The sequence below is a fragment of the Nocardioides pelophilus genome (assembly GCF_014180685.1).
Lineage (GTDB): Bacteria > Actinomycetota > Actinomycetes > Propionibacteriales > Nocardioidaceae > Nocardioides > Nocardioides pelophilus.
This window is the reverse complement of sequence record NZ_JACEHF010000007.1, coordinates 1-19,579: the sequence shown is the minus strand read 5'-3', so window position 1 is coordinate 19,579 and position 19,579 is coordinate 1. Positions and strand designations below refer to the sequence as shown.

The window sequence follows — 19,579 nt, the reverse complement described above, 5'->3', positions numbered from 1 at the left end:
CAGCCTAGGTCCCCGGGGCACCCTTGAAACATCATCCCCGGGATGGGTTCGTTAAATCGCCACACCTCCCGCGGCTCCGGCGTGGTGCCGCGGGGGATGATGGGGGCGTGCACGTCTCGCACCTCACCCTCCACGACTTCCGGTCGTACGCCGACGTCGACGTCGCGCTCGACGCCGGCGTCACGTCGTTCGTGGGGCGCAACGGGCAGGGCAAGACCAATCTGGTCGAGGCGATCGACTACCTCTCCCGCCTCTCCTCGCACCGGGTCGCGACCGACGCCCCCCTGATCCGGGCGGGGGCCGACCAGGCACTGGTGCGGGCCGCGGTCGAGCGCGACGGCCGCACGGCGGTGCTCGAGGTCGAGATCAACCCGGGTCGCGCCAACCGGGCCCGCATCAACCGGTCGCCGCTGCCGCGCGCCCGCGACCTGGTCGGGGTGCTGCGCACGGTGGTGTTCAGCCCCGAGGACCTGGCGCTGGTCAAGGGCGACCCGTCGGAGCGGCGGCGCTTCCTCGACGACCTGCTGGTGCTGCGGACACCGCGGCTGGCGGGGGTGCGGGCTGACTACGACCGGGTGCTCAAGCAACGCAACAGCCTGCTGAAGACGATCTACGCCGCGCGCGGGGGCAGCCGCGACGCGGCGCTGGCCACCCTCGCCGTCTGGGACGACCACCTGGTCGCCACCGGCACCGAGCTGCTCGACACCCGGATGACGCTGGTCGCCGACCTGGCGCCGTACCTCGGCAAGGCGTACGAAGCGGTGGCCCGCGGGGCGTCCCGCGACGACGCGCGGGCCGTCTACAACACGCCGTTGGTCGAGGAGGTCGCGCAGCGACCGCCACGAGACCAGCTCGCCGACGCCTTCCGGGCCGAGCTGGCGCGCCGCCAGGACGAGGAGGTCGGTCGCGGCCTCACCCTGGTCGGTCCCCATCGCGACGACCTGGTACTGACCCTCGGGCCGGGGGAGGAGAGCCGGCTGCCGGTCAAGGGCTACGCCTCCCACGGGGAGTCGTGGTCCTTCGGGCTGGCGCTGCGGTTGGCGTCGTACGACCTGCTGCGCGCCGACGGCGACGACCCGATCCTGATCCTCGACGACGTCTTCGCCGAGCTCGACGTCGACCGGCGCACCCAGCTCGCCGAGCTGGTCGCGGGAGCCGAGCAGGTCCTGGTGACCGCCGCGGTCGAGGCGGACGTGCCCGCGTTGCTGGCGGGGGCCACCTATACCGTCGCCGCAGGGGAGGTGACCCGTGCCGGACGATCCGACGCCGAGTGACGGCCCTGCTGTCGACCCTGCTGTCGACCCCGCCGACGATTCCGGCGGGGACGAGGCCTACCGCGCCGACGGCCTCGACCTCGCCCGGGCGATGATGCGCGGCGCAGTCGCCCCGGGGGCACCGGCCGCGCGCAAGCGCCGCCGGTCCGGCTCGCCGGCCGCGCGCGCCCGGCGCAACAGCGGGGGCGGCATGAGCGGCGCGTACCCCGACGACCGCGACCCGCAGCTGCTCGGCGGCGAGGTCGGTCGGCTGGTCGACCAGCGAGGGTGGGGGCTCGACCTCCAGGTGCGCGGCGTGTTCGCGCGCTGGGTCGAGGTGGTCGGCGACGAGATCGGCGCGCACTGCGAACCGGAGTCGTTGACCGACGGCACGCTGGTCGTGCGGACCGACTCCAGCGCCTGGGCGACGCAGCTGAAGATGCTCGCTCCCACCCTGGTCAAGCGCCTCAACACCGAGCTCGGCGCCGACACGGTGACGGTGGTCGAGGTGCTCGGACCGCACGCCCCGAGCTGGAAGCACGGCAACCGCGGTCTCCGCGACGGACGCGGGCCGCGCGACACCTACGGCTGACCCGATCAGGCCCCGCCCGTCGTACCGGCCCTTGGCGGACCCCCTGTTCGGCGCTGGAAATGGCCTTAACGGGGCGCTCAGGGCCACTTTTCGTCCACAGACCCCCTGCCGGAGGGGACGCTGACGTGTTCTGGGGCCCTCTGGGCGGTATCATGGCCCTCAGGCCGGGCGCACGCCCCACAAGCGTGAGCGTCGGCCTTCTGCTTGCCCGCGCGCGTGCGCGCGGAAAGCGACTTCATGCCCCACCCGCTCCGACCGATGAGGTGCCGTGACCGCCGAAGAGCCGACCTCGACCCCGACCGACGCGGCGGCCCCCACGGGCCAGGCCGGCGACTACGACGCCTCCTCGATCCAGGTCCTCGAGGGCCTCGAGGCGGTCCGCAAGCGCCCCGGCATGTACATCGGCTCGACCGGTGAGCGCGGACTCCACCACCTGATCTGGGAGATCGTGGACAACGCGGTCGACGAGGCGCTGGCCGGCTACTGCGACCGGATCGTGATCACTCTCCAGGCCGACGGCGGGGTGCGGGTCGAGGACAACGGCCGCGGCATCCCGACCGGCACCGCCCCCGGGCAGGAGCTCCCGGCCGTAACGCTCGCGCTGACCGTGCTCCACGCCGGCGGCAAGTTCGGCGGCTCCGGCTACAAGGTCTCCGGTGGTCTGCACGGCGTGGGTGTGTCGGTCGTGAACGCGCTCTCCCGCAACCTCAAGGTCGAGGTGCGCAACCGCGGCAAGCTGTGGGAGCAGGAGTTCTCGCTCGGCGACCCCGACTACGACCTGCGCGAGGTGCGCGACCTCGAGGAGGGCGAGGGCACCGGCACGACGGTGACCTGGTACGCCTCGCCGGACATCTTCGAGACCACGACGTACTCCCTGGAGACGATCACCAACCGCTTCCGCGAGATGGCCTTCCTCAACAAGGGCCTCGAGATCGTCGTCTACGACGAGCGTCCGGCGGCCAGCGAGCTCGCCGAGGCGGTCGCCGACGACACGGTCGGCAGCAGCGTGGACCAGGCCACCGCCGGCGCGATCGAGCGCTCCGGGCAGGGCCTCAAGCAGGTGTTCAAGTACGAGCGCGGCCTGGTCGACTACGTCGAGCACATCAACCGCACCAAGACCGCGGCCAACCCGACGATCATCTCGTTCGAGGCGGACGCTCCCGAGGACGCCGGCAACATGAGCCTCGAGGTCGCGATGCAGTGGAACACCGGCTACAACGAGTCGGTCCACACCTTCGCCAACACGATCAACACCCATGAGGGGGGCACTCACGAGGAGGGCTTCCGCTCGGCGCTGACCTCGCTGGTCAACGGGTGGGGCGAGCAGTGGGGCCTGATCAAGAAGCGCGAGGACCGGGTCAGCGGCGAGGACATCCGTGAGGGCCTGACCGCGATCATCTCCATCAAGCTGGGCGAGCCGCAGTTCGAGGGTCAGACGAAGACCAAGCTCGGCAACACCGAGGCCAAGGGCTTCGTGCAGCGGGTCGTCAACGATCAGCTCGGCGCCTGGCTGGAGCAGAACCCCAGCGAGGGCAAGGAGATCATCCGCAAGTCGCAGGCGGCAGCCACCGCGCGCAACGCAGCGCGCAAGGCGCGCGAGCTGGCCCGCTCCCGCAAGGGACTGCTGGGCAGCGGCAGCCTGCCGGGCAAGCTGTCCGACTGCCAGTCGACCAACCCGGAGGAGTGCGAGGTCTTCATCGTCGAGGGCGACTCGGCCGGCGGCTCCGCCCGGCAGGGCCGCGACCCGCGGGTCCAGGCGATCCTCCCGATCCGCGGCAAGATCCTCAACGTCGAGAAGGCCCGCATCGACAAGGTGCTCGCCAACACCGAGGTGCAGGCGATCATCTCCGCGCTGGGCACGGGCATCCAGGAGGAGTTCGACCTCGACAAGCTGCGCTACCACAAGGTGGTGCTGATGGCCGACGCCGACGTCGACGGCCACCACATCAACACCCTGCTGCTGACCCTGCTCTTCCGGTTCATGAAGCCGCTCATCGAGCACGGCTTCGTCTACATGGCCCAGCCGCCGCTCTACCGGATCCGCTGGAACAAGCCGCACGAGCACGAGTTCGTCTACTCCGACGCCGAGCGCGAGGCGCTCACCAACCACGGCCTCTCCGAGGGCAAGAAGCTGCCGAAGGAGAACCCGGTCCAGCGCTACAAGGGTCTCGGTGAGATGAACGCCGAGGAGCTGTGGGAGACCACGATGAACCCCGAGCAGCGGCTGATGCTGCAGGTGACCCTCGACGACGCCGCCCAGGCCGACGAGATCTTCTCGATCCTGATGGGGGAGGACGTCGAGCAGCGACGCTCCTTCATCCAGCGCAACGCCAAGGACGTCCGATTCCTCGATATCTAGCTCGCCGCTGGTCGAGGTCCGAGTGCAGCGAGCCTCGAGACCAAGGCCAGTATCCAGGAATCTAGAGATTTCAATAGACAACGCCAGAGAGAGCAATCGTGACTGAGACTCCCACGGACAGCACCGCAACGCCGGGGCCCGGCGGCCGGATCGAGCCGATCGAGCTGCAGACCTCCATGCAGCGCGCCTACATCGACTACGCGATGGCCGTGATCGTGGGGCGCGCGCTCCCCGACGTGCGCGACGGTCTGAAGCCGGTGCACCGCCGGGTGCTCTACGCGATGTACGACGGGGGCTACCGCCCCGACCGCGGGTTCTCCAAGTGCTCGCGCGTCGTCGGTGACGTGATGGGTCAGTACCACCCCCACGGCGACACCGCGATCTACGACACCCTGGTCCGGCTCGCCCAGCCGTGGGTGATGCGCGCCCCGCTGGTGCACGGCCAGGGCAACTTCGGCTCGCCGGGCAACGACTCCGCGGCCGCGATGCGTTACACCGAGTGCCGGATGGCGCCGCTCGCGCTCGAGATGGTCCGCGACATCGAGCAGGAGACCGTCGACTTCCAGCCCAACTACGACGGTCGCTCGGAGGAGCCGACGGTCCTCCCGGCGCGCTACCCGAACCTGCTCGTCAACGGGTCGGCCGGCATCGCGGTCGGCATGGCCACCAACATCCCGCCCCACAACCTGCGCGAGGTGGCCGACGGCGCGCAGTGGGCGCTCGAGCACCCCGACGCGACCCGCGAGGAGCTGCAGGACGCGCTGATCGAGCGGATCAAGGGCCCCGACTTCCCCAACGGCGCACTGATCGTCGGACGGGAGGGCATCGAGCAGGCCTACCGCACCGGCCGCGGCTCGGTCACCCAGCGGGCCGTGATCGAGGTCGACGAGGACGCGCGCGGACGCACCTGCCTGTCGATCACCGAGCTTCCCTACATGGTCAACCCCGACAACCTCGCGCTGAAGATCGCCGAGCTCGCCGACTCCGGCAAGGTCCAGGGGATCTCCGACGTGCGCGACGACTCCTCCGGGCGCACCGGCCAGCGACTGGTGGTCGTGCTGAAGCGCGATGCGGTCGCGCGCGTCGTACTCAACAACCTGCTGAAGCACACCGAGCTGCAGACCAACTTCTCCGCCAACATGCTCGCCCTCGTCGACGGCGTGCCGCGCACCCTGAGCATCGACCAGTTCATCAGCAACTGGATCGCCCACCAGGTCGACGTCATCCAGCGGCGCACCCGCTACCGGCTGGCGGAGGCGGAGCGTCAGGCTCACGTCTTCCGTGGCCTGGTGAAGGCCCTCGACATGCTCGACGAGGTGATCGCGCTGATCCGGCGCTCGCCCGAGGTCGACGACGCCCGCCAGGGCCTCATCGCGCTGCTGGAGATCGACGAGATCCAGGCCAACGCGATCCTCGACATGCAGCTGCGGCGGCTCGCGGCGCTCGAGCGGCAGAAGATCATGGACCGGTTGGCCGAGCTCGAGGAGCTCATCGCCGACCTCGAGGACATCCTCGCCAACGAGACCCGGCAGCGCTCGATCATCTCCGAGGAGCTCACCGAGATCGTCGAGAAGTACGGCAACGACCGGCGCACCCAGATCATCGCGGCCGACGGGGACCTCTCGATGGAGGACCTGATCCCCGACGACGAGCTGGTCGTCTCGATCACGCGGGGTGGCTACGCCAAGCGCACCCTCGCCACCCAGTACCGCAGCCAGAAGCGCGGCGGCAAGGGCGTGCGCGGCGCGACCCTGCGCGGCGACGACGTGGTGGAGCACTTCATCGCGACCACCAACCACCACTGGCTGCTGTTCTTCACGACGGCCGGCCGCGTCTATCGGACGAAGGCCTACAACCTGCCCGAGGCGCAGCGCGACGCGAAGGGCGGCCACGTCGCAGGGCTGCTCAGCTTCCAGCCGGACGAGTCGATCGCCCAGGTGCTCGCGATCCGCGACTACGAGCAAGCTCCCTACCTCGTGCTCGCGACCCGCAACGGCCTGGTGAAGAAGACCCGGCTCGGCGACTACAACAGCCCGCGGCAGGCCGGTGTCATCGCCATCAACTTCCGCGAGGACGACGACGAGCTGATCGGCGCCGAGCTGGTCAACGCCGAGGACGACATCCTGCTGGTGTCGCGCAAGGGACAGGCGATCCGGTTCCGCGCCGGCGACGACCAGCTGCGGCCGATGGGTCGCGCGACGTCCGGCGTCACCGGCATGCGGTTCAAGTACGACGACGACGCGGTGCTGTCGATGTCGGTGATCCGGGCCGCCCAGGTCGCCGCGGAGGAGGCCGCAGGTCTCGCCGAGCACGACGACGAGGCGGCCGCGGTCGAGGCGACCGACGAGCAGGTCAGCGCGGTGCAGGCGCAGTACGTCTTCACGATGACCGACGCCGGCTACGCCAAGCGCACCCGCATCAACGAGTACCGCCTCACCGGCCGCGGCGGCGTCGGCATCACCACCATGAAGCTGACCAACGAGGAGCGCGGCGGGCTCGTCGGCGCCTTCATCGTCGAGGACGGCGACGAGGTGCTCGCGATCACCCAGGCGGGCCAGGTCGTCCGGAGCCCCATCGACGGCAACTTCAAGCCGTCGGTCGGTCGGTCGACCCAGGGCGTGAAGTTCGTGTCGCCCAAGGCCGGCGACATGGTCGCCGTGGTGGCCCGGTCGGTCGAGTCGAAGGTCGACGACGACGACGCGGCAACCACCGCTCCCGACGACGGCGGTGAGCCGGATGCTGGGCCGGATGATGGGCCGAGCAATGGGTCGGTTGGGGAACCGGATGTAACAATCGACGCGGAAGCGCCCGGCGAGTCGGGCGACAGCGGGGACGCCCAAGGCCTCGGGGAGAGTGAGAGTTGATGTCGGACCGCACCAGGGAGCCGACCACTGTTCCCGTCGACCAGGGGCCCGTCGACCAGGGGCCCGCTGGGCCGGGGCCAGCCCCCTCGGGCGCGCCCGTGAGCAAGGCCGACAAGGCCGACAAGGCCCATCGGCCGCGGTTCGGCAAGAAGCCCGCCCAGGCGCTGCCCGACCTGCCGCCGCCCCCGGCGAACGCACCGACCCCTGCTGCCCCCACAGCGGCGACTGCCCAGGCGCTCGCCGGCCGGCCGCGCGGCCCGCGCCGCGCGCGCCTGCGTCTCACCCGGATCGACCCCTGGTCGGTCATGAAGACCGCGTTCCTGCTGTCGATCGCGTTCGCCGTCGTCACCGTCGTGTCGGTGGCGATGGTGTGGCAGGTGCTCGGCGCCGCCGGCGTGTGGGAGTCGATCAACAGCACGATCCAGGAGGGCATCGGCGGCGAGGACGTCTCCACCTTCCAGATCGAGGACTACGTCGGCACCAGCCGGGTGCTCGGGTTCACCATGCTCGTGGCCGCGATCGACGTCATCTTGATGACCGCGAGCGCCACCCTGACGGCGTTCCTCTACAACATGGCCGCGGCACTGCTCGGAGGCGTCGAAGTGACGCTGGCCGAGGACGCCTGAGCCGACCGGTCACCGTTTTGTTGGGCCCGGCTGCGGTCGGGTAACCTCCTCCTCGGTCTGCGGTTCGGGGCTTCCACCCTGCCGCAGGCCACCCGGGCCTATAGCTCAGACGGTTAGAGCGCTTCCCTGATAAGGAAGAGGTCACAGGTTCAAGTCCTGTTAGGCCCACTCCACGCACACGCCCGATCGGGCATGCCACCACTGACGGAGGACCGCGTGATCAAGAAGCTCGTGCTCACCGCACTCGCCACGGCCGGCGTCGCGTTCGCGGTCAAGAAGCTGCAGGAAAGCAAGGCCGAGCAGGCCCTCTGGGCCGAGGCCACCGACCAGCTGCCCGAGTCCTGAAGCTTCCCTCTCGGGGCCTTGGCGCAATTGGTAGCGCACCTGCTTTGCAAGCAGGGGGTTAGGGGTTCGAGTCCCCTAGGCTCCACCACGAGAAATCGCAGGTCAGACTGCGGTTTCTTTCGTTTTGAGTGGCGATCGGTGGTGCCAGAACGGAGCCGTGGTGCCAGATTGGTGCCAGATTGACGGTGGGAATGTCAGAGTTCCGCGGCTCCGGGCGAGCCGTACATTGGGACGCATGGCAACGGACGCAGCCGCGATCCCTCGAGGCGGGTCGTGCTCTCGATCTGGACGATCGAGCCGCTGCTGCGCGCGCCCTGCCCGCCAGTCTGCCGGGATCAGCCGAGGACCAGACAGCGATCTATGGCGCCTGGGCGACTGAGATCGCGCGGCACGTTGATGACGTGCTGGCCGATCGTGGCGAGCTGATCGACGCTGACGAAGCACTACGCACGGCTCCGAAGCGAACTGGCCGCTCGGCCCGCGTGAGTCTTCCGCAACGTGAGCACCCGGAGGCGGGCGCGGAGTTCGACGCGGCTGTGCGCTGGTGAGAGGACCTCGAGACGGGTCTTGGTCCGGCCCTGATCGACCGGGCGGAAGCGGCGCGCGCTGACATCAGTGCCTGGCCGGCGGTCGCACAGGCCATTCCCAGGCTGGACAGGCGACGAGACCTTTTCGTGCTGGTCAAGGGGTATCCGTATCGGATCGCCTACCTGGTCCGCGAGACCGAGATCGTCCTCCTGGCCTACGCCCAGCGGAAGCGTCGCGCAGAAATCCGCAGGCCCGGCGAGGTGCGAGAACCCCGCCGGCCGGGGGTGCCAGCGGCCGTCGCAAAGACAGCGGATCGCCTTCGAGCAGGGGTTTGGTGTGCGTGCCGCAGCTGCCACAGGTGCGTAGCCGCCAGGGGCGAACGGATTGTGTAGGGCGACAGCGCCCCGCCAATCACTATCGGGATTGTCGTGACGCTGTCACGGGAATTGGTGGGGGGAAGACGCTGCCGATCAGAGTGGCCTCATCAGATTGTCGAGGTCCTCGCGGCGTACGCGCAGGCCCCGCTTGCCGCACAAGTACGCCGGCAGGTCGCCTGCGGCGATCAGCCGGCGGATCGTCTTGACGGACGCGGCGATGTAGACGGCGGCCTGCTGGAGGGTCATCCAGATGGTCTCGGTGCCGGACGTCTGCGGGTGGGCAGAGGTCACGTCACTCACCGGCCCGGATGAAGCGCCTGATCTCGGCGACGGTCGTGTAGAGGCGCCCGGTCCCGTTGAAGCGCCACCACTGTGGGCCGTGCTCCTCGACGCGCCAGCACCTGACCGTTCGCTGGGGAGTGCGGATCAAGGAGCAAAACTCCTCGAAGAGGACGATGTCGTTGTCGTCCCACTCGGTGGGGATATCGATCGGAGCGGTGGTCATCGTCCGACCTCCTTTCCTGGTGGTTGTGAATGCAGATGTTCTGATGACCGAAGAGGCAACCGACCGGCGGGTGGATCGGACATCTGGAGCCGAACTTCTTCCGCACGGTGCGTCGACGCGCTTGTCGAGCGCACCGGCCCAGGCCGGGGCGAACTCGTGCACCTCACTGGCCGCACCTGGGAGATCGCGCTCGAACAACTCGACCAGGCCAACAGGGGGATCGTCCTGAAGGCCGAGGCTCGCCCGGCCTCAGCACCCTGCAGGCGCTCGCACTGGGTCACCTCGCCGGCGGGCCCGCACGGTGGATGGCCGAGGACGCGCCCGGACAGGCACGGTCGACCACAACGCCAGATCAGTCACAGACAAGGTGTCCGATTCGCCGGATGCGCGGTTGCTTCTTGGGTCAGTCCCTTCCCAACCGTGAGTAGGTGGTTCTTCGATGACTGACACGCGCACGATCCGCTCGCACGACGAGCTGATCTCCTACATCCGTCACCTCATGGGGTTCCATCCGGAATCCAGCCTGGTCTGCGTGAGCGTCGGCGGCGGTCCGCACTCCCGGATCGACCTCCCGCACTCGCCCGAGGGGATGGAGCAGCTTCTCCAGCAGCTCTCCGACGTCTACCTCCACCGCCACCCGGTCCGCCGCCTCGCGTTGGTCGCCTACGGCGAGAAGGGCTATGACTGCCTCGAGGCACTGACGTCGCTGAGCGCGACTCTGAACTACGGCGGCGGTGGGCCGGAGATCGGTCCGATGCTGTGGGTCAAGGGCGACCAGTGGTACGACGTCCTCAACGACTCCCGCGGAACCGTGGATCCGGTCGTGCGTGACCGCGTGGACGCGGAGTTCGCGCTCATGGGCCGAGCGATCCCCACCGGCCGCCGGGAGGACCTCGCGGCCGCGATGCAAGGTGATCCGTCGGGAGTAGCCGAACACCTGGTCGCAGCGGAGGCGCGGGTTCTCGACATGGACACCTCCGCCAACGTCGCGGAGGTCAGGTGGCTGAGGTCGTGCCTCGACGGGTTCCTCGAGACCGGGAAGTACCTCGAGGACGATGCTGCTGCTCGCGTACTGGCGATCATCCACGACAGCGGCGCCCGCGACGCCGCCGTGTTCAGGATGAGCCGAGAGAACGCGCCCGCGTTCTCCGACTTCTGGCAAGACCTCGTACGTCGGGCCCCCGAGGAGGTTCGCGACAGCCCGGCGACGATGCTCGCGCTGAGCTCGTTCCTGGACGGCAAGGGGGCCAAGGCTTGGACCGCGCTCGACCAGATGACTGAGGGCGACCGGCTGGCCGACATGGTCGCCACGGCCCTGGAGCAGGCCATCGACCCGGCCGTATGGGACAAGGCAGCCCCAGTCGCAGCACAGGCGCTCATGCAGCACGCGGCGCTGCGCGACACCACCGCACACGAGCGCAGCAGTCACGACCACCGCCGGCGGGGGCCGGGCATCGAAGAAACCGGCCCAGCATCGTCGGCGCCGGGCCGCTGACCCAAGGACTGGAGGTGAATCACATGAACAGCACGCCGTCGCGGCTGGAGCAGCACCTGGCGCGGCTCCTCCCCACCACTCCCCCACCCACGGTCGGCCGCAACCCGTTGCAGCCCAGGGCGAAGGTCGACTTCGTCTACCTCACCGGGGCGGACCAAGACCGGCTCGACGACACCGTCCGCCAGTAGCGGCGGCCGCTGTTTGTCAAGCATCCGACCCACTGCCTGTGGATAGCGAGCGGCTATCCACAGGATCGGGGCGGTTCGGTTGCGCTGTCGGTGGATCGGCGCACACTCAGGACTGAGGTGTCGGCACGATCGGGTGCTGCCGACCAGGGGCCGAGCTTCAAACGACAGGGGCTCCCCCAACGGAAAGGGAGGTGAGGACGGATGCGAACGTCGACCAAGATCCTCCGCCTCTTCGCGGTCGTCCCGGCCGCGCTCGCCGGAAGCTTCCTCGCGATCATCGGCCTTGGCTTCCTGCCCGGCGCCGGCCTGGTTGCCGCGTTCGCGGCCACGCTCGTCGTCTCACTTGTCTTGGCGACAGGGCTGTGGGAGCCCCCCGCTGCGCGGGTCTTCGGGTTCGCCCGCGGTCTACGCCCCGGAGAGCGCGCAACCCTCGCGCCGACGCTGGCCCTGCTCAAGGCTCTCGACCTGGCCCCGGGCCGGGTGCTGATGCGCGGGATCGACACCGGCGGTCTGGTCGCCTCCCCCAGCGGGCGCCGCACCGTGATCGTGGAGCCGAACGTGGTCCAGGGGCTCTACGAGCGGCGGCTCACCCGCGAGGACGCTGCTGCGGCGATCGGTCACGCGGTGGCCAGCCAGCGCGTCGGGCCGGCCCGGTTCGACCTCGCGGCGCGGCTGTGGGCGTTTCCCTGGACGCTCCTGTACGTCGTCGTTCGGCAGATCGCGCACGCCTTCTCGTGGGTGCCGGCGGCGGGGTTCGCCTGGCATCTGCGGGCCGTGGTTGGCGTGATCGTGGTCGTGCAGGGCTTCCAGCCCGGCGGCGACCCCGCACTCGGGGTTGCGAGCGGCGTCCTGGTCGCGATCAGCTACATCGCGCCCGCGGCCGGCCGGGCGTGGCGTGGCGTTGTCGAGCGCGACGCCGACCGCATCGTGGTTCACGCCGGCCTTGCTGGCTCGCTGGTCCACTACGCCCAGTGGCAGCTCGGCCCCGACTCGATGGAGCGGGTCGTAGATCAGACAGGCGTCGCCGTTCGCGACGACCTCGATGTCGTTGCTGACCGCATCCCTGAGCACCAGGTCAGGCTTCGGGCCGGTGCTGGCGAAGATCAGGTTCTTCGTTCTGCCCTGTACGCCGTCCCCTTGCTCGTACGCCTCCACCAGCGAAGCCAACTGCTCCTGATTGAGCTTGTAGATGTCGGCGTAGGTGCTGAGTTGTTGCGCGAGGGATGCCAACTGAGCGATCGACCAGTCCTCGATGTAGCCCGTGATGAGGTCGCGCTTCGTGTCGGCCTGGCCGGGCTCTGCACCAGCGCGCCGCCATTCCAGTCGGAGCTCCTCAGGGAGGACAGACTCCAACGCGACCCGGGTATAACGCTGGATCAGCGCGTCGCAGATCGCAGCGGTAAGTGTGCGCTTCGACGCGACCGCCGGCAGCGGGTTCACCTCGGTCGGGCGGAACCATCCGTCGAAGTACTCGGCCACGAGACTCAGTCTGCCGGTTCGATCCGACGAGTTTGCCCATCCGGCGGCTCCGCTGTACACACCGAAGATCCCGCCGATGGCCGCCTACGTTAGGCAGCCCCGCCGTGGTCCCCTCAAACCCCACCACTCCCGGGGACTCTTACGAACGGTGTCAGCCAAATCCCCCGCGGTAACCGCCCCGCGAGAATAGGGTTCTGCGTCGTGACGTCGAGTAACCAGCCCGTGCACAGGGTCGCGGCCAGTCACGTTGCCAACGGGCGCACCATCCGCGGAACGCTTGCGCTGACGAGTTGGCCTGCTCGGACACTGACGTTCACTCCGAGCGGGATCTTCAGCCGGCGCACTGAGCTTCAACTCTGGCTGGCTGATCTCGTCGAGGTGTCAGGCGGCGTCGTTTCGGATGAGCTGTCGATCAAACTCAAGACCGGCGAGCACGAGACGTTCTCGATCCAACCGGGCAGCGACCTCGCGAAGGCGCTTCACGATCTTGCTCCCCGTCGCGCCGAGCGGTCCACCCAAGCGGCAGCGCCGCCCCCGGCCAAGCTGGCGCAGACCGGCCCTTTGACGCGCAAGGCCGACGGCATCTTTGGTTCGCCCGTGTTCTCAGACCATCCGAGAGGCTGGCAGACGCCATCGGACCTCGTCGCTGGCTTCACACTTGCGTGGGCGCTCGAACTCAAGGAGCGCATGAGGTTGTCGCCTCACGCCCCGTCCGCGCCCGGGGTCATCGACCGTCTGCCGCCGCGATACCGCTATGACACGCTCGGTCGGCTGATTGACCTCGGTCCGGGCGCGACCGGCGCGTCCTTCGGTCTGAACCCGATCGTCCGGCTGACGACCATCTGCGGCGCGTGGCAGTTGTTCGACCTGATGAACCAGGGCTGGAGGATCAGGGCGAACGATTTCGGGCAGTTCGCAGACTTGCTGGCATTCGTGACCGGCGGTCAGGATCGGCCGTCGCTCTACAAGGGTGAGAGTGCGGACATCAGCAAGTGCCTCCTCGCTGTGCGGGTCCGTCGCGCGTCCATGCAAACTGATGAGCTTGACCTCGCCGAACAGTGGTTCTTCAGCGGCGACGATGAGCTCACCTTTAGGGATTCGCGTGGGAACGACTCGCTGCAGTTCCACTTCAGCGGCATGGACGTGGTGCCGCTCGCCCTCTTCTCCCACCAGTTCGTCGCCGCGATCTGGTCGACTGCACGAGTGACCGTGGAGCAACTCGGCCCTGACCAGGTGATCGCGTCGCATAGCGACCGCCTGGACTCTCTTCTCGACCTGTTGGACCGCGGCGGCGCGAAAGCCGAGCATGCCCAACAGGAACTCACGCCGATGGAGTTCCGGTGGTTCGACAACTGGCCAGGATGGTCGCAGCAGCCATAAGCGGCAGGGACTTCTCTCCCTGTGCGTTTGTGACGGATCGCCCTTGCCGGCGCCCGTGGCCGTGACGGTGATGAGTTCGGTGCTGGTCAAGTTCCCGCGGCGCAGGTTCGGCGGGACTCATGGATCGGCACGTTGCTTCCGGGCCGCTTCACGATCAGGCCTCCCTCCTCGGGCCAGCGTTCGGCGGACGATCCCTCGCTGTAGTCGGCCTCGGCGACAGCACTCACGCTTCGAAGATTCCCCTGCCGCGTTGATTGACGGGCACGACGGAGCCGTCGACGGCGAACTCGAATAGCGCCATCCCGACCTGATCCGCCCACGCCTGCGCTTGCGCGCTGAACCCCGCCGAGGAGAAGAACGCAGTGACCGTTGCGCCAGCGGCAAGGCCCGCCCCATAGAGCTCCTGCAGCTTGGGACGGCCGGCCGGCACCGCCTCGAACTTCACCTGTGCGGCGATCACCCCGTTCGCGCCGGGACCGATCACGTCGATTCCGCCATCTGTCCCTGCCGGTGTCACCGCCGCCCCTGGGAACCCCATCCAGCGGATCCACTCGGCAGCGAGTTCCTCAGCCTCGGCGGCCCTGCTGATGAGGCGAGGTGTGGGGATGGCAGGTCGCGATGCCAACTTCGCGCGTTCGGCCTCGGCCGCCACGCGCTGCGCCTCGGCTGCCTTGCGCTCGTCCTCGACCCGCCTCTCTCGGGTCGTGAGGATCCACCACTCCCTCTTCTGCTTGTCCCACACGTAGGTCGCTACTGGGTCCCGCATGTCTCCTGCTACCCAGATTCCATCCTCGTAGAGGAGGCTCCCGCAGCCTTCGCAGAAGCCAGAGAGCCGCCGAGCCGATGCGCGTCCGCAGTGCGGGCAGACGCGCGGGTTCGTCTGAGGGATTCGCTTTGCCAATGCAATGCCTGATGTCGGCGAGCCCGACTTCCTTGAAGCATCGGGTTTCGCGCCTTGCCCGCTGGCGCCGAGGACATGATCGAGCCCGGCGAAGATGAGTGTACCGGGGATCGCGCCTCCCACCAGACCGCAAATGAAGAGCACGACGCCCCCGCCGACACCCTTGCTCGAGGTGCTCGCGAGCCAACCCGCAAACACCACAACCATGACAAGAATGACGATCAGCAGGGCGTTGGAGGTCCTCTCCGTGGCCGCCGACTTGTAGTTGGACACCCTTAACACCATCTCCCAGGAATTCTTGCCACCGACGACCGGATCGTCCACTGAAGCATCCCAGGTTCTCCGCCGCTCCCCATGCGGGTTGCGGCTCTCAGCGAGGGAACGCCAGTGGGTCTGCGTCGGTCAGGCGATGAGTTCGACGTCGAGCCAGGCGCACTGGCCACACGAGCACCCGGTCCGGTGCCCGAGCGCGTTGCGTCCCCGGCTCGACTCCGCCGGCTGCGGTCGATGTGTGGCGGTCCACGTCGGCTTCTTGGTCAGGTGCCATCCCTTGCAATCAGGACACCGGTAGACGCGGAGCGCCAGGCCCGCGTGCCGCGACGAGGCGATCGCCCTCCGGATCGCCGTGCGCTCGCTGGTGTAGCGCACCTTGCCGCAGGGTCTGTGCTGCCTGACCGTCATCGTGGTCACCTCCTCCGAGGACACTCCGCCCACCATCCGACACAACTCGTTGCGCCCGCGCAGATGCCACCGTCCGAGCTCGGCTCAGTTCGGATCCGGTGGACTCTCCCGCGGACGCCCGACGCGTCAATGTCTACCGATTCAGTCTTCTTGAGGCGAAGTTTCGATCGCCTCATATTCGCTGCATCTCGACAGCATCATCGGGGGAGCGGGAATGGGGCCGCGCGCACCCCTGCAGGAGGGCCGGATGGTCCACGCGGGCTCTCAGAACGCCTTCTGGCGAACCCTGGGAGCCTTCGATCGGGCAAATTGCGACACGCGGGTGTTGTTCCTTCGCTCAGAGCGATTCTGAGCGACGTCGCGTCAACGCGCCGGGCCTTGGTGATCGGTACTGGAAGTCGGTGTTTCATCGGGTGCGGGTCGGGGCGTGCTGGCTGTGGTTGCGAGCCGTTTCTCGGCTGCCCGGCGCCGTGACATCGGGCTGGTCTTGGCGGTCCTCTTGCGCTCTTCGGCGTTGATCTCGTCGATCCGGGCTTGGGCGTAGGTCGGGCGGTTGCGGTCGCGTTCGATGCTTTCGGTGACGGTCTGGTGCTCGAGGATGCCCGGGGCGAAGTGGAGCTTGCAGCGCAGATGCTCGAACCCGTCGAGCCAGTGTTCGGACCCGCGGGAGGCGAGGATGCGGGCAGCCTGGTGGATGACCTGCTGACGGACGTCGGTCTCCGTCCAGTGCCCGGCGGTGCGGAGCAGGTGGTCGATCATCGCGTCGCCGAGCGGGGCTCGATTCTCGAGGGCAGCAGTGATCGCGGCGGCTCCCTGGGTCTCGAACAGGTTGGCGGGGTCCAGTCCGTCGGGTAGGTCGAGGTGGGTGGGGTCGAGGTCTGCGGCGGTGAGGTGCCAGAAGGCCTTCTGTGCCGACGTCCATCCGGCGGGGTCGGAGTCGGTGGCGACGGCGATGCGGTCGCGGCCGTTGACCGTGTCGATGTGGGCACGTAGGAGCCGGATCTGGTTGACGGTGAGCGCGGTGCCCATCGGCGCGATGCCGACGGCGTCGCCGTTGCTTCCTAGGGTGATTGCCAGCGCGTCCATGGGGCCTTCGACGATGACCGGGAGCGCCCTGGCTGCGAGCAGGTCGCGCGCTTCGGCGTAGCCGAACAGTGCCTCGCCCTTGGTGAAGACCGAGGTGGTGCGGGTGTTGAGGTACTTCGGTCCGGCGTAGTCGTCGTCGGTCTTGGTGGGGTTGCGGCGGCCGACGAAGCCCAGGATGGCCTGCCCGCTCGGGTCGTGGGGGTCGCGGATGGGCATGATGAGTCGGTCGCGGAAGAAGTCGCGGTAGTAGGTCGTGCCGTCGTCGCGTTCGCGCCGGGAGATGAGGCCGGCGTGCTCGAGCTCGTCGAGGGTGGCGCCTTGGTCGGTGAGGTGGCGCATTAGGCTGCGGCCACCGCCGGGGGCGTATCCGACGGCGTAGTTCGGGTCGTCGGCGAGGTCGGTTCCCAGCCGCTCCCGCAGATAGCCCGGCGCCCAGGAGCGCGGGGAGCAGGATTCGAAGTAGGCCATAGCCTGCTGGTTGAGCTCGTGGATCCGCTCGGCCGGGAGCTGGTTCGGGTCTGGGAAGGCGTTCTCGGGGGTGACGTTGGCGGCCTGCTCCCACGGCAGCGGCGTTGCGTACGGGTCGTCAACGTACGGGTAGCCGCTGACGGCAACGTCGTCGTACGCCGGTGGCTCGTTGGCGTCGATGGGCGGCTCCCAGTCGCTCGGCTCGGTCGCGAGGTCGCGGTACTCGCCCGGGCCGGGGGAGTGGAGGGCAGGTGTGTTGTCGTCGTCGGGTAGGTCGCGGTAGAAGGCGGCCATGAATGCGTCGGCGTCCTCGGGGGGCAGCATGTCCGGGTCCGGGGGAACGTCGTCGTCGCCGTACGGCGCTGGCTGGGCGCCGTGGATAGGGGGTTCTGTGGGCTGGTCGGTGAGCATGGCGATGCGCAGCACGAGTGCGTCGGCGACCTCGACGCCGGTGAGGCTGCCGTCTTGGGGGAGGCCGGCCAGGGCGCTGGAGAGGATCTCGGTCGGGGTCCAGCCGTGGTGTTCGCAGGCTTCGTCGACCGCGGCCACGAGCGCGGGCCACGCGGGCGCGTTCTGCAGGTAGTCGGCCTTGGTTGTGCCGACGAGTTCGGCCAGCGCGGTGCGCCATGTGGGCTGCAGCAGGTTCGCGGAATGCTCGTCGGCTCCGAGTGCGGCCGGGCCGAGGTGAGGAACCAGACGCCACCACAGCGCGGCGGCCTGCTGCTCGTCGGGGAGGGGCCGCGCGGCGACGGAGGTGTCCGTGTCGGTGGCGGAGTGGCAGCCGGAGAGCGATGGATCGGTGGCGAGCGCCTGCTTGATGTAGTCGGTCACGGGCAGCCCGGCGCGCTCGAGACGGGCGAGTCGCTGGCACAGCGGGGTGATCCACGGGTCTGCGTGGACAGCCTCGGGCAGCACCTGGTACCAGGTGCGCTGGGAGAAGGGGTAGCTCGGACGTGCCGAGCGGACGGCCCGGTTGAGCTTGGTCTGGTGGGCGCCGGGGGCGCCGATGGTGCGATCGCCGGTGGGGCGCAGGTCGTTCTCATCGGTCCCGGCCACTGCCCGCCACACGGCGAGGTCGGCCCGCAGTTCGGCGTCCTCGTCCTCGAGGAAGGGCTGTGCCCACACGGGCGCGGTAGCGCCGGTCCATCCGTGGGCCTGTGCTCGTACTGCGTCGATCTGTTCGCGGACGAGCTGGTGGTAGGTGGCTGCGAACGGACCCCAGTCGTGGGCCTCGGCCAGCCGGGCGGGGATGGCTGGCAGCCAGGGCAGTGGCCCGTCGGTGGGCGGAGGAGTGTCGGGATCGTGTGGCCGGGCGGCCGTGAGTTCGGCGACGAGGTCGTCGATGCGGGCGTCGAGCACGGCGGCGGGGTCGCGGGCGTCGGCGAGCGACCCGACGCCGACTGCTGCGGTCAGGAGCTTGAGAGGGCTGTGTTCGTCGAGTGCGATGAGCGCGAGGTGGGAGCGGAGTGTCGGCCAGGCGGGGGCCTCGGTGAGCCCGGTGAGGAGTGCTTCGGCGTGGGCGTCGATCTTGTCCATGCCGACGGGACCGATGAGGGTCTCGGCGCCGGTCGTGACGGCGTCGTGGTAGCGGGCGGCCATGTCGCCGAGCAGCTGGTGCGGGTTGGTCTGCTCACGCAGCGCGGTGGTCGTGGAGACCGGCGAGCCGTCGCGGCGCAGCATCTGGGCGATCCGGTCGAGTGCGGTGGGCGGGATGAGTGCCTCCGGCCTGATGAGGTTGTGCGGGTCGCCGTCGCTGGCGACGTTGAGGTAGAGGTGGTTGGCGAACTTGCCACGCGAGAGCGCGACGTAGAGCAGGTTCCGGTCTTCGTCACCGGTGAGGACGACATGGCAGGTGCCGGTGGTGATGCCCTGTGCGCCGTGAACGGTGGTGGCGTACCCGAGCTGGACGGTCTTGGAGACGTAGTCGGCGGGCAGGGTGATGGTGTTGCCGAGGTGGTCGTGGACGACGAGCAGGGAGCCGTCGGCGTTGACTTTCGTGACGTGCCAGCGGTCGCCGTTCTTGACCCAGTTGGTTCGGCTGATGCGCAGGCGGCGGTCGTTCTCGCGGGTGATGATCCGGTCGCCTTCGGACACCTTGGTGCCGTCGGCCAGCGTCAAGACGCGCCCGATCTCCGCGTCGTCGAGTCCGGCGAGGCGGTCGTTGCGGGCGCGGGTGTTGAGCTCGGCGACGAGGTCTCGGGTGGGTGCGATCAGGACTGAGTCGGTGCCGTCGGCCCGGTCGGTGGCCCAGGCGGCGTAGGCCTGGTCGGCGCAGGCGCCGAGGTCGCCGACGTGGATGCGGCCGCGGTCGGCGTAGAACGCGATCGCCGACGGGTCGCCCTCGCGCAGCGCGAGGGTGGCGGCCGCTTCGGCGTGGTTGAGGCTGCCGTCGGGGTTGCGGAAGCGGTGTACCTCGCTGAGGGTGACGGCGCCGATCTGGTGGGCGATGTCG

The 19,579-nt window shown here is 69.0% G+C and carries 15 protein-coding genes and 2 tRNA genes; 12 read left to right on the top strand and 5 right to left on the bottom strand.

All coding sequences use genetic code 11. The features are described from left to right. Positions 1 to 107: 107 nt before the first annotated feature. The 9 genes from recF to H0488_RS03095 all read left to right on the top strand — a co-directional run bounded on the left by recF (position 108) and on the right by H0488_RS03095 (position 8,587). Positions 108 to 1,274, top strand: coding sequence for a DNA replication/repair protein RecF (recF, locus tag H0488_RS03130; RefSeq protein WP_183097824.1), 1,167 nt, complete (start codon positions 108 to 110; stop codon positions 1,272 to 1,274). After that, a complete protein-coding gene (locus H0488_RS03125; RefSeq protein ID WP_312856189.1) occupies positions 1,249 to 1,845 on the top strand; it encodes a DciA family protein in 597 nt (198 codons plus the stop codon). Before recF ends, H0488_RS03125 begins: the two co-directional genes overlap by 26 nt. 268 nt (positions 1,846 to 2,113) lie before the next feature. Continuing rightward, complete coding sequence (gyrB, locus tag H0488_RS03120) at positions 2,114 to 4,204, top strand: DNA topoisomerase (ATP-hydrolyzing) subunit B (protein WP_183097823.1); 2,091 nt, start codon at positions 2,114 to 2,116, stop codon at positions 4,202 to 4,204. A gap of 176 nt (positions 4,205 to 4,380) precedes the next feature. After that, on the top strand, positions 4,381 to 7,068 hold the full coding sequence (gene gyrA / locus H0488_RS03115) for a DNA gyrase subunit A (protein WP_246371393.1): 2,688 nt from the start codon (positions 4,381 to 4,383) through the stop codon (positions 7,066 to 7,068). A gap of 98 nt (positions 7,069 to 7,166) precedes the next feature. Continuing rightward, positions 7,167 to 7,694: a DUF3566 domain-containing protein gene (locus H0488_RS03110; RefSeq protein WP_312856188.1), complete on the top strand. Its 528-nt coding sequence runs from the start codon at positions 7,167 to 7,169 to the stop codon at positions 7,692 to 7,694. Positions 7,695 to 7,788: 94 nt separating this feature from the next. Then, positions 7,789 to 7,862 (top strand) — tRNA-Ile (locus H0488_RS03105). Positions 7,863 to 7,910: 48 nt separating this feature from the next. Beyond that, positions 7,911 to 8,039, top strand: coding sequence for a DLW-39 family protein (locus tag H0488_RS23590; RefSeq protein ID WP_312856187.1), 129 nt, complete (start codon positions 7,911 to 7,913; stop codon positions 8,037 to 8,039). A gap of 12 nt (positions 8,040 to 8,051) precedes the next feature. Next, positions 8,052 to 8,127 (top strand) — tRNA-Ala (locus H0488_RS03100). Positions 8,128 to 8,230: 103 nt separating this feature from the next. Then, complete coding sequence (locus H0488_RS03095) at positions 8,231 to 8,587, top strand: hypothetical protein (RefSeq protein WP_183097820.1); 357 nt, start codon at positions 8,231 to 8,233, stop codon at positions 8,585 to 8,587. A 450-nt stretch (positions 8,588 to 9,037) separates the two neighbouring features. Here H0488_RS03095 and H0488_RS03090 read toward each other — a convergent pair whose 3' ends face one another. Further along, positions 9,038 to 9,235, bottom strand: coding sequence for a helix-turn-helix domain-containing protein (locus H0488_RS03090; RefSeq protein WP_220794137.1), 198 nt, complete (start codon positions 9,233 to 9,235; stop codon positions 9,038 to 9,040). A 1-nt stretch (position 9,236) separates the two neighbouring features. Then, complete coding sequence (locus H0488_RS03085; RefSeq protein WP_183097819.1) at positions 9,237 to 9,449, bottom strand: hypothetical protein; 213 nt, start codon at positions 9,447 to 9,449, stop codon at positions 9,237 to 9,239. 439 nt (positions 9,450 to 9,888) lie between these two features. Between H0488_RS03085 and H0488_RS03080 the strand changes: the two genes are divergently transcribed. Next, entirely contained in the window at positions 9,889 to 10,944 is a 1,056-nt protein-coding gene (locus tag H0488_RS03080; protein WP_183097818.1) for a DUF4192 domain-containing protein, read from the top strand. Positions 10,945 to 10,967: 23 nt separating this feature from the next. Continuing rightward, positions 10,968 to 11,132 (top strand): hypothetical protein, encoded by a 165-nt coding sequence (locus H0488_RS03075; protein ID WP_183097817.1) that lies wholly within the window; start codon positions 10,968 to 10,970, stop codon positions 11,130 to 11,132. Between the two features lie 405 nt (positions 11,133 to 11,537). Here the strand turns inward: H0488_RS03075 and H0488_RS03070 are convergent, their stop codons facing one another. Next, the gene (locus H0488_RS03070) at positions 11,538 to 12,611 is read right to left on the bottom strand and encodes a hypothetical protein (RefSeq protein ID WP_183097816.1); all 1,074 of its coding nucleotides are present in this window, start codon (positions 12,609 to 12,611) and stop codon (positions 11,538 to 11,540) included. A 201-nt stretch (positions 12,612 to 12,812) separates the two neighbouring features. Here H0488_RS03070 and H0488_RS03065 point away from each other — a divergent pair, with 201 nt between their 5' ends. Further along, on the top strand, positions 12,813 to 13,991 hold the full coding sequence (locus tag H0488_RS03065; RefSeq protein WP_183097815.1) for a hypothetical protein: 1,179 nt from the start codon (positions 12,813 to 12,815) through the stop codon (positions 13,989 to 13,991). A gap of 223 nt (positions 13,992 to 14,214) precedes the next feature. Here H0488_RS03065 and H0488_RS24895 read toward each other — a convergent pair whose 3' ends face one another. Beyond that, positions 14,215 to 15,216 (bottom strand): restriction endonuclease, encoded by a 1,002-nt coding sequence (locus H0488_RS24895; protein WP_183097814.1) that lies wholly within the window; start codon positions 15,214 to 15,216, stop codon positions 14,215 to 14,217. 720 nt (positions 15,217 to 15,936) lie between these two features. Next, positions 15,937 to 19,579: toprim domain-containing protein (locus H0488_RS03055; protein WP_183097813.1), on the bottom strand; the 3,643-nt coding region annotated here is incomplete at its 5' end.

Excerpts from the sequence above, each read along its gene's own strand:
- H0488_RS03080 (WP_183097818.1), top strand. The coding sequence starts at position 9,889 with ATGACTGACACGCGCACGATCCGCTCGCACGACGAGCTGATCTCCTAC.
- H0488_RS03095 (WP_183097820.1), top strand. The coding sequence starts at position 8,231 with ATGTCAGAGTTCCGCGGCTCCGGGCGAGCCGTACATTGGGACGCATGG.
- H0488_RS03085 (WP_183097819.1), bottom strand. The coding sequence starts at position 9,449 with ATGACCACCGCTCCGATCGATATCCCCACCGAGTGGGACGACAACGAC.
- H0488_RS03075 (WP_183097817.1), top strand. The coding sequence starts at position 10,968 with ATGAACAGCACGCCGTCGCGGCTGGAGCAGCACCTGGCGCGGCTCCTC.
- gyrA (WP_246371393.1), top strand. The coding sequence starts at position 4,381 with ATGCAGCGCGCCTACATCGACTACGCGATGGCCGTGATCGTGGGGCGC.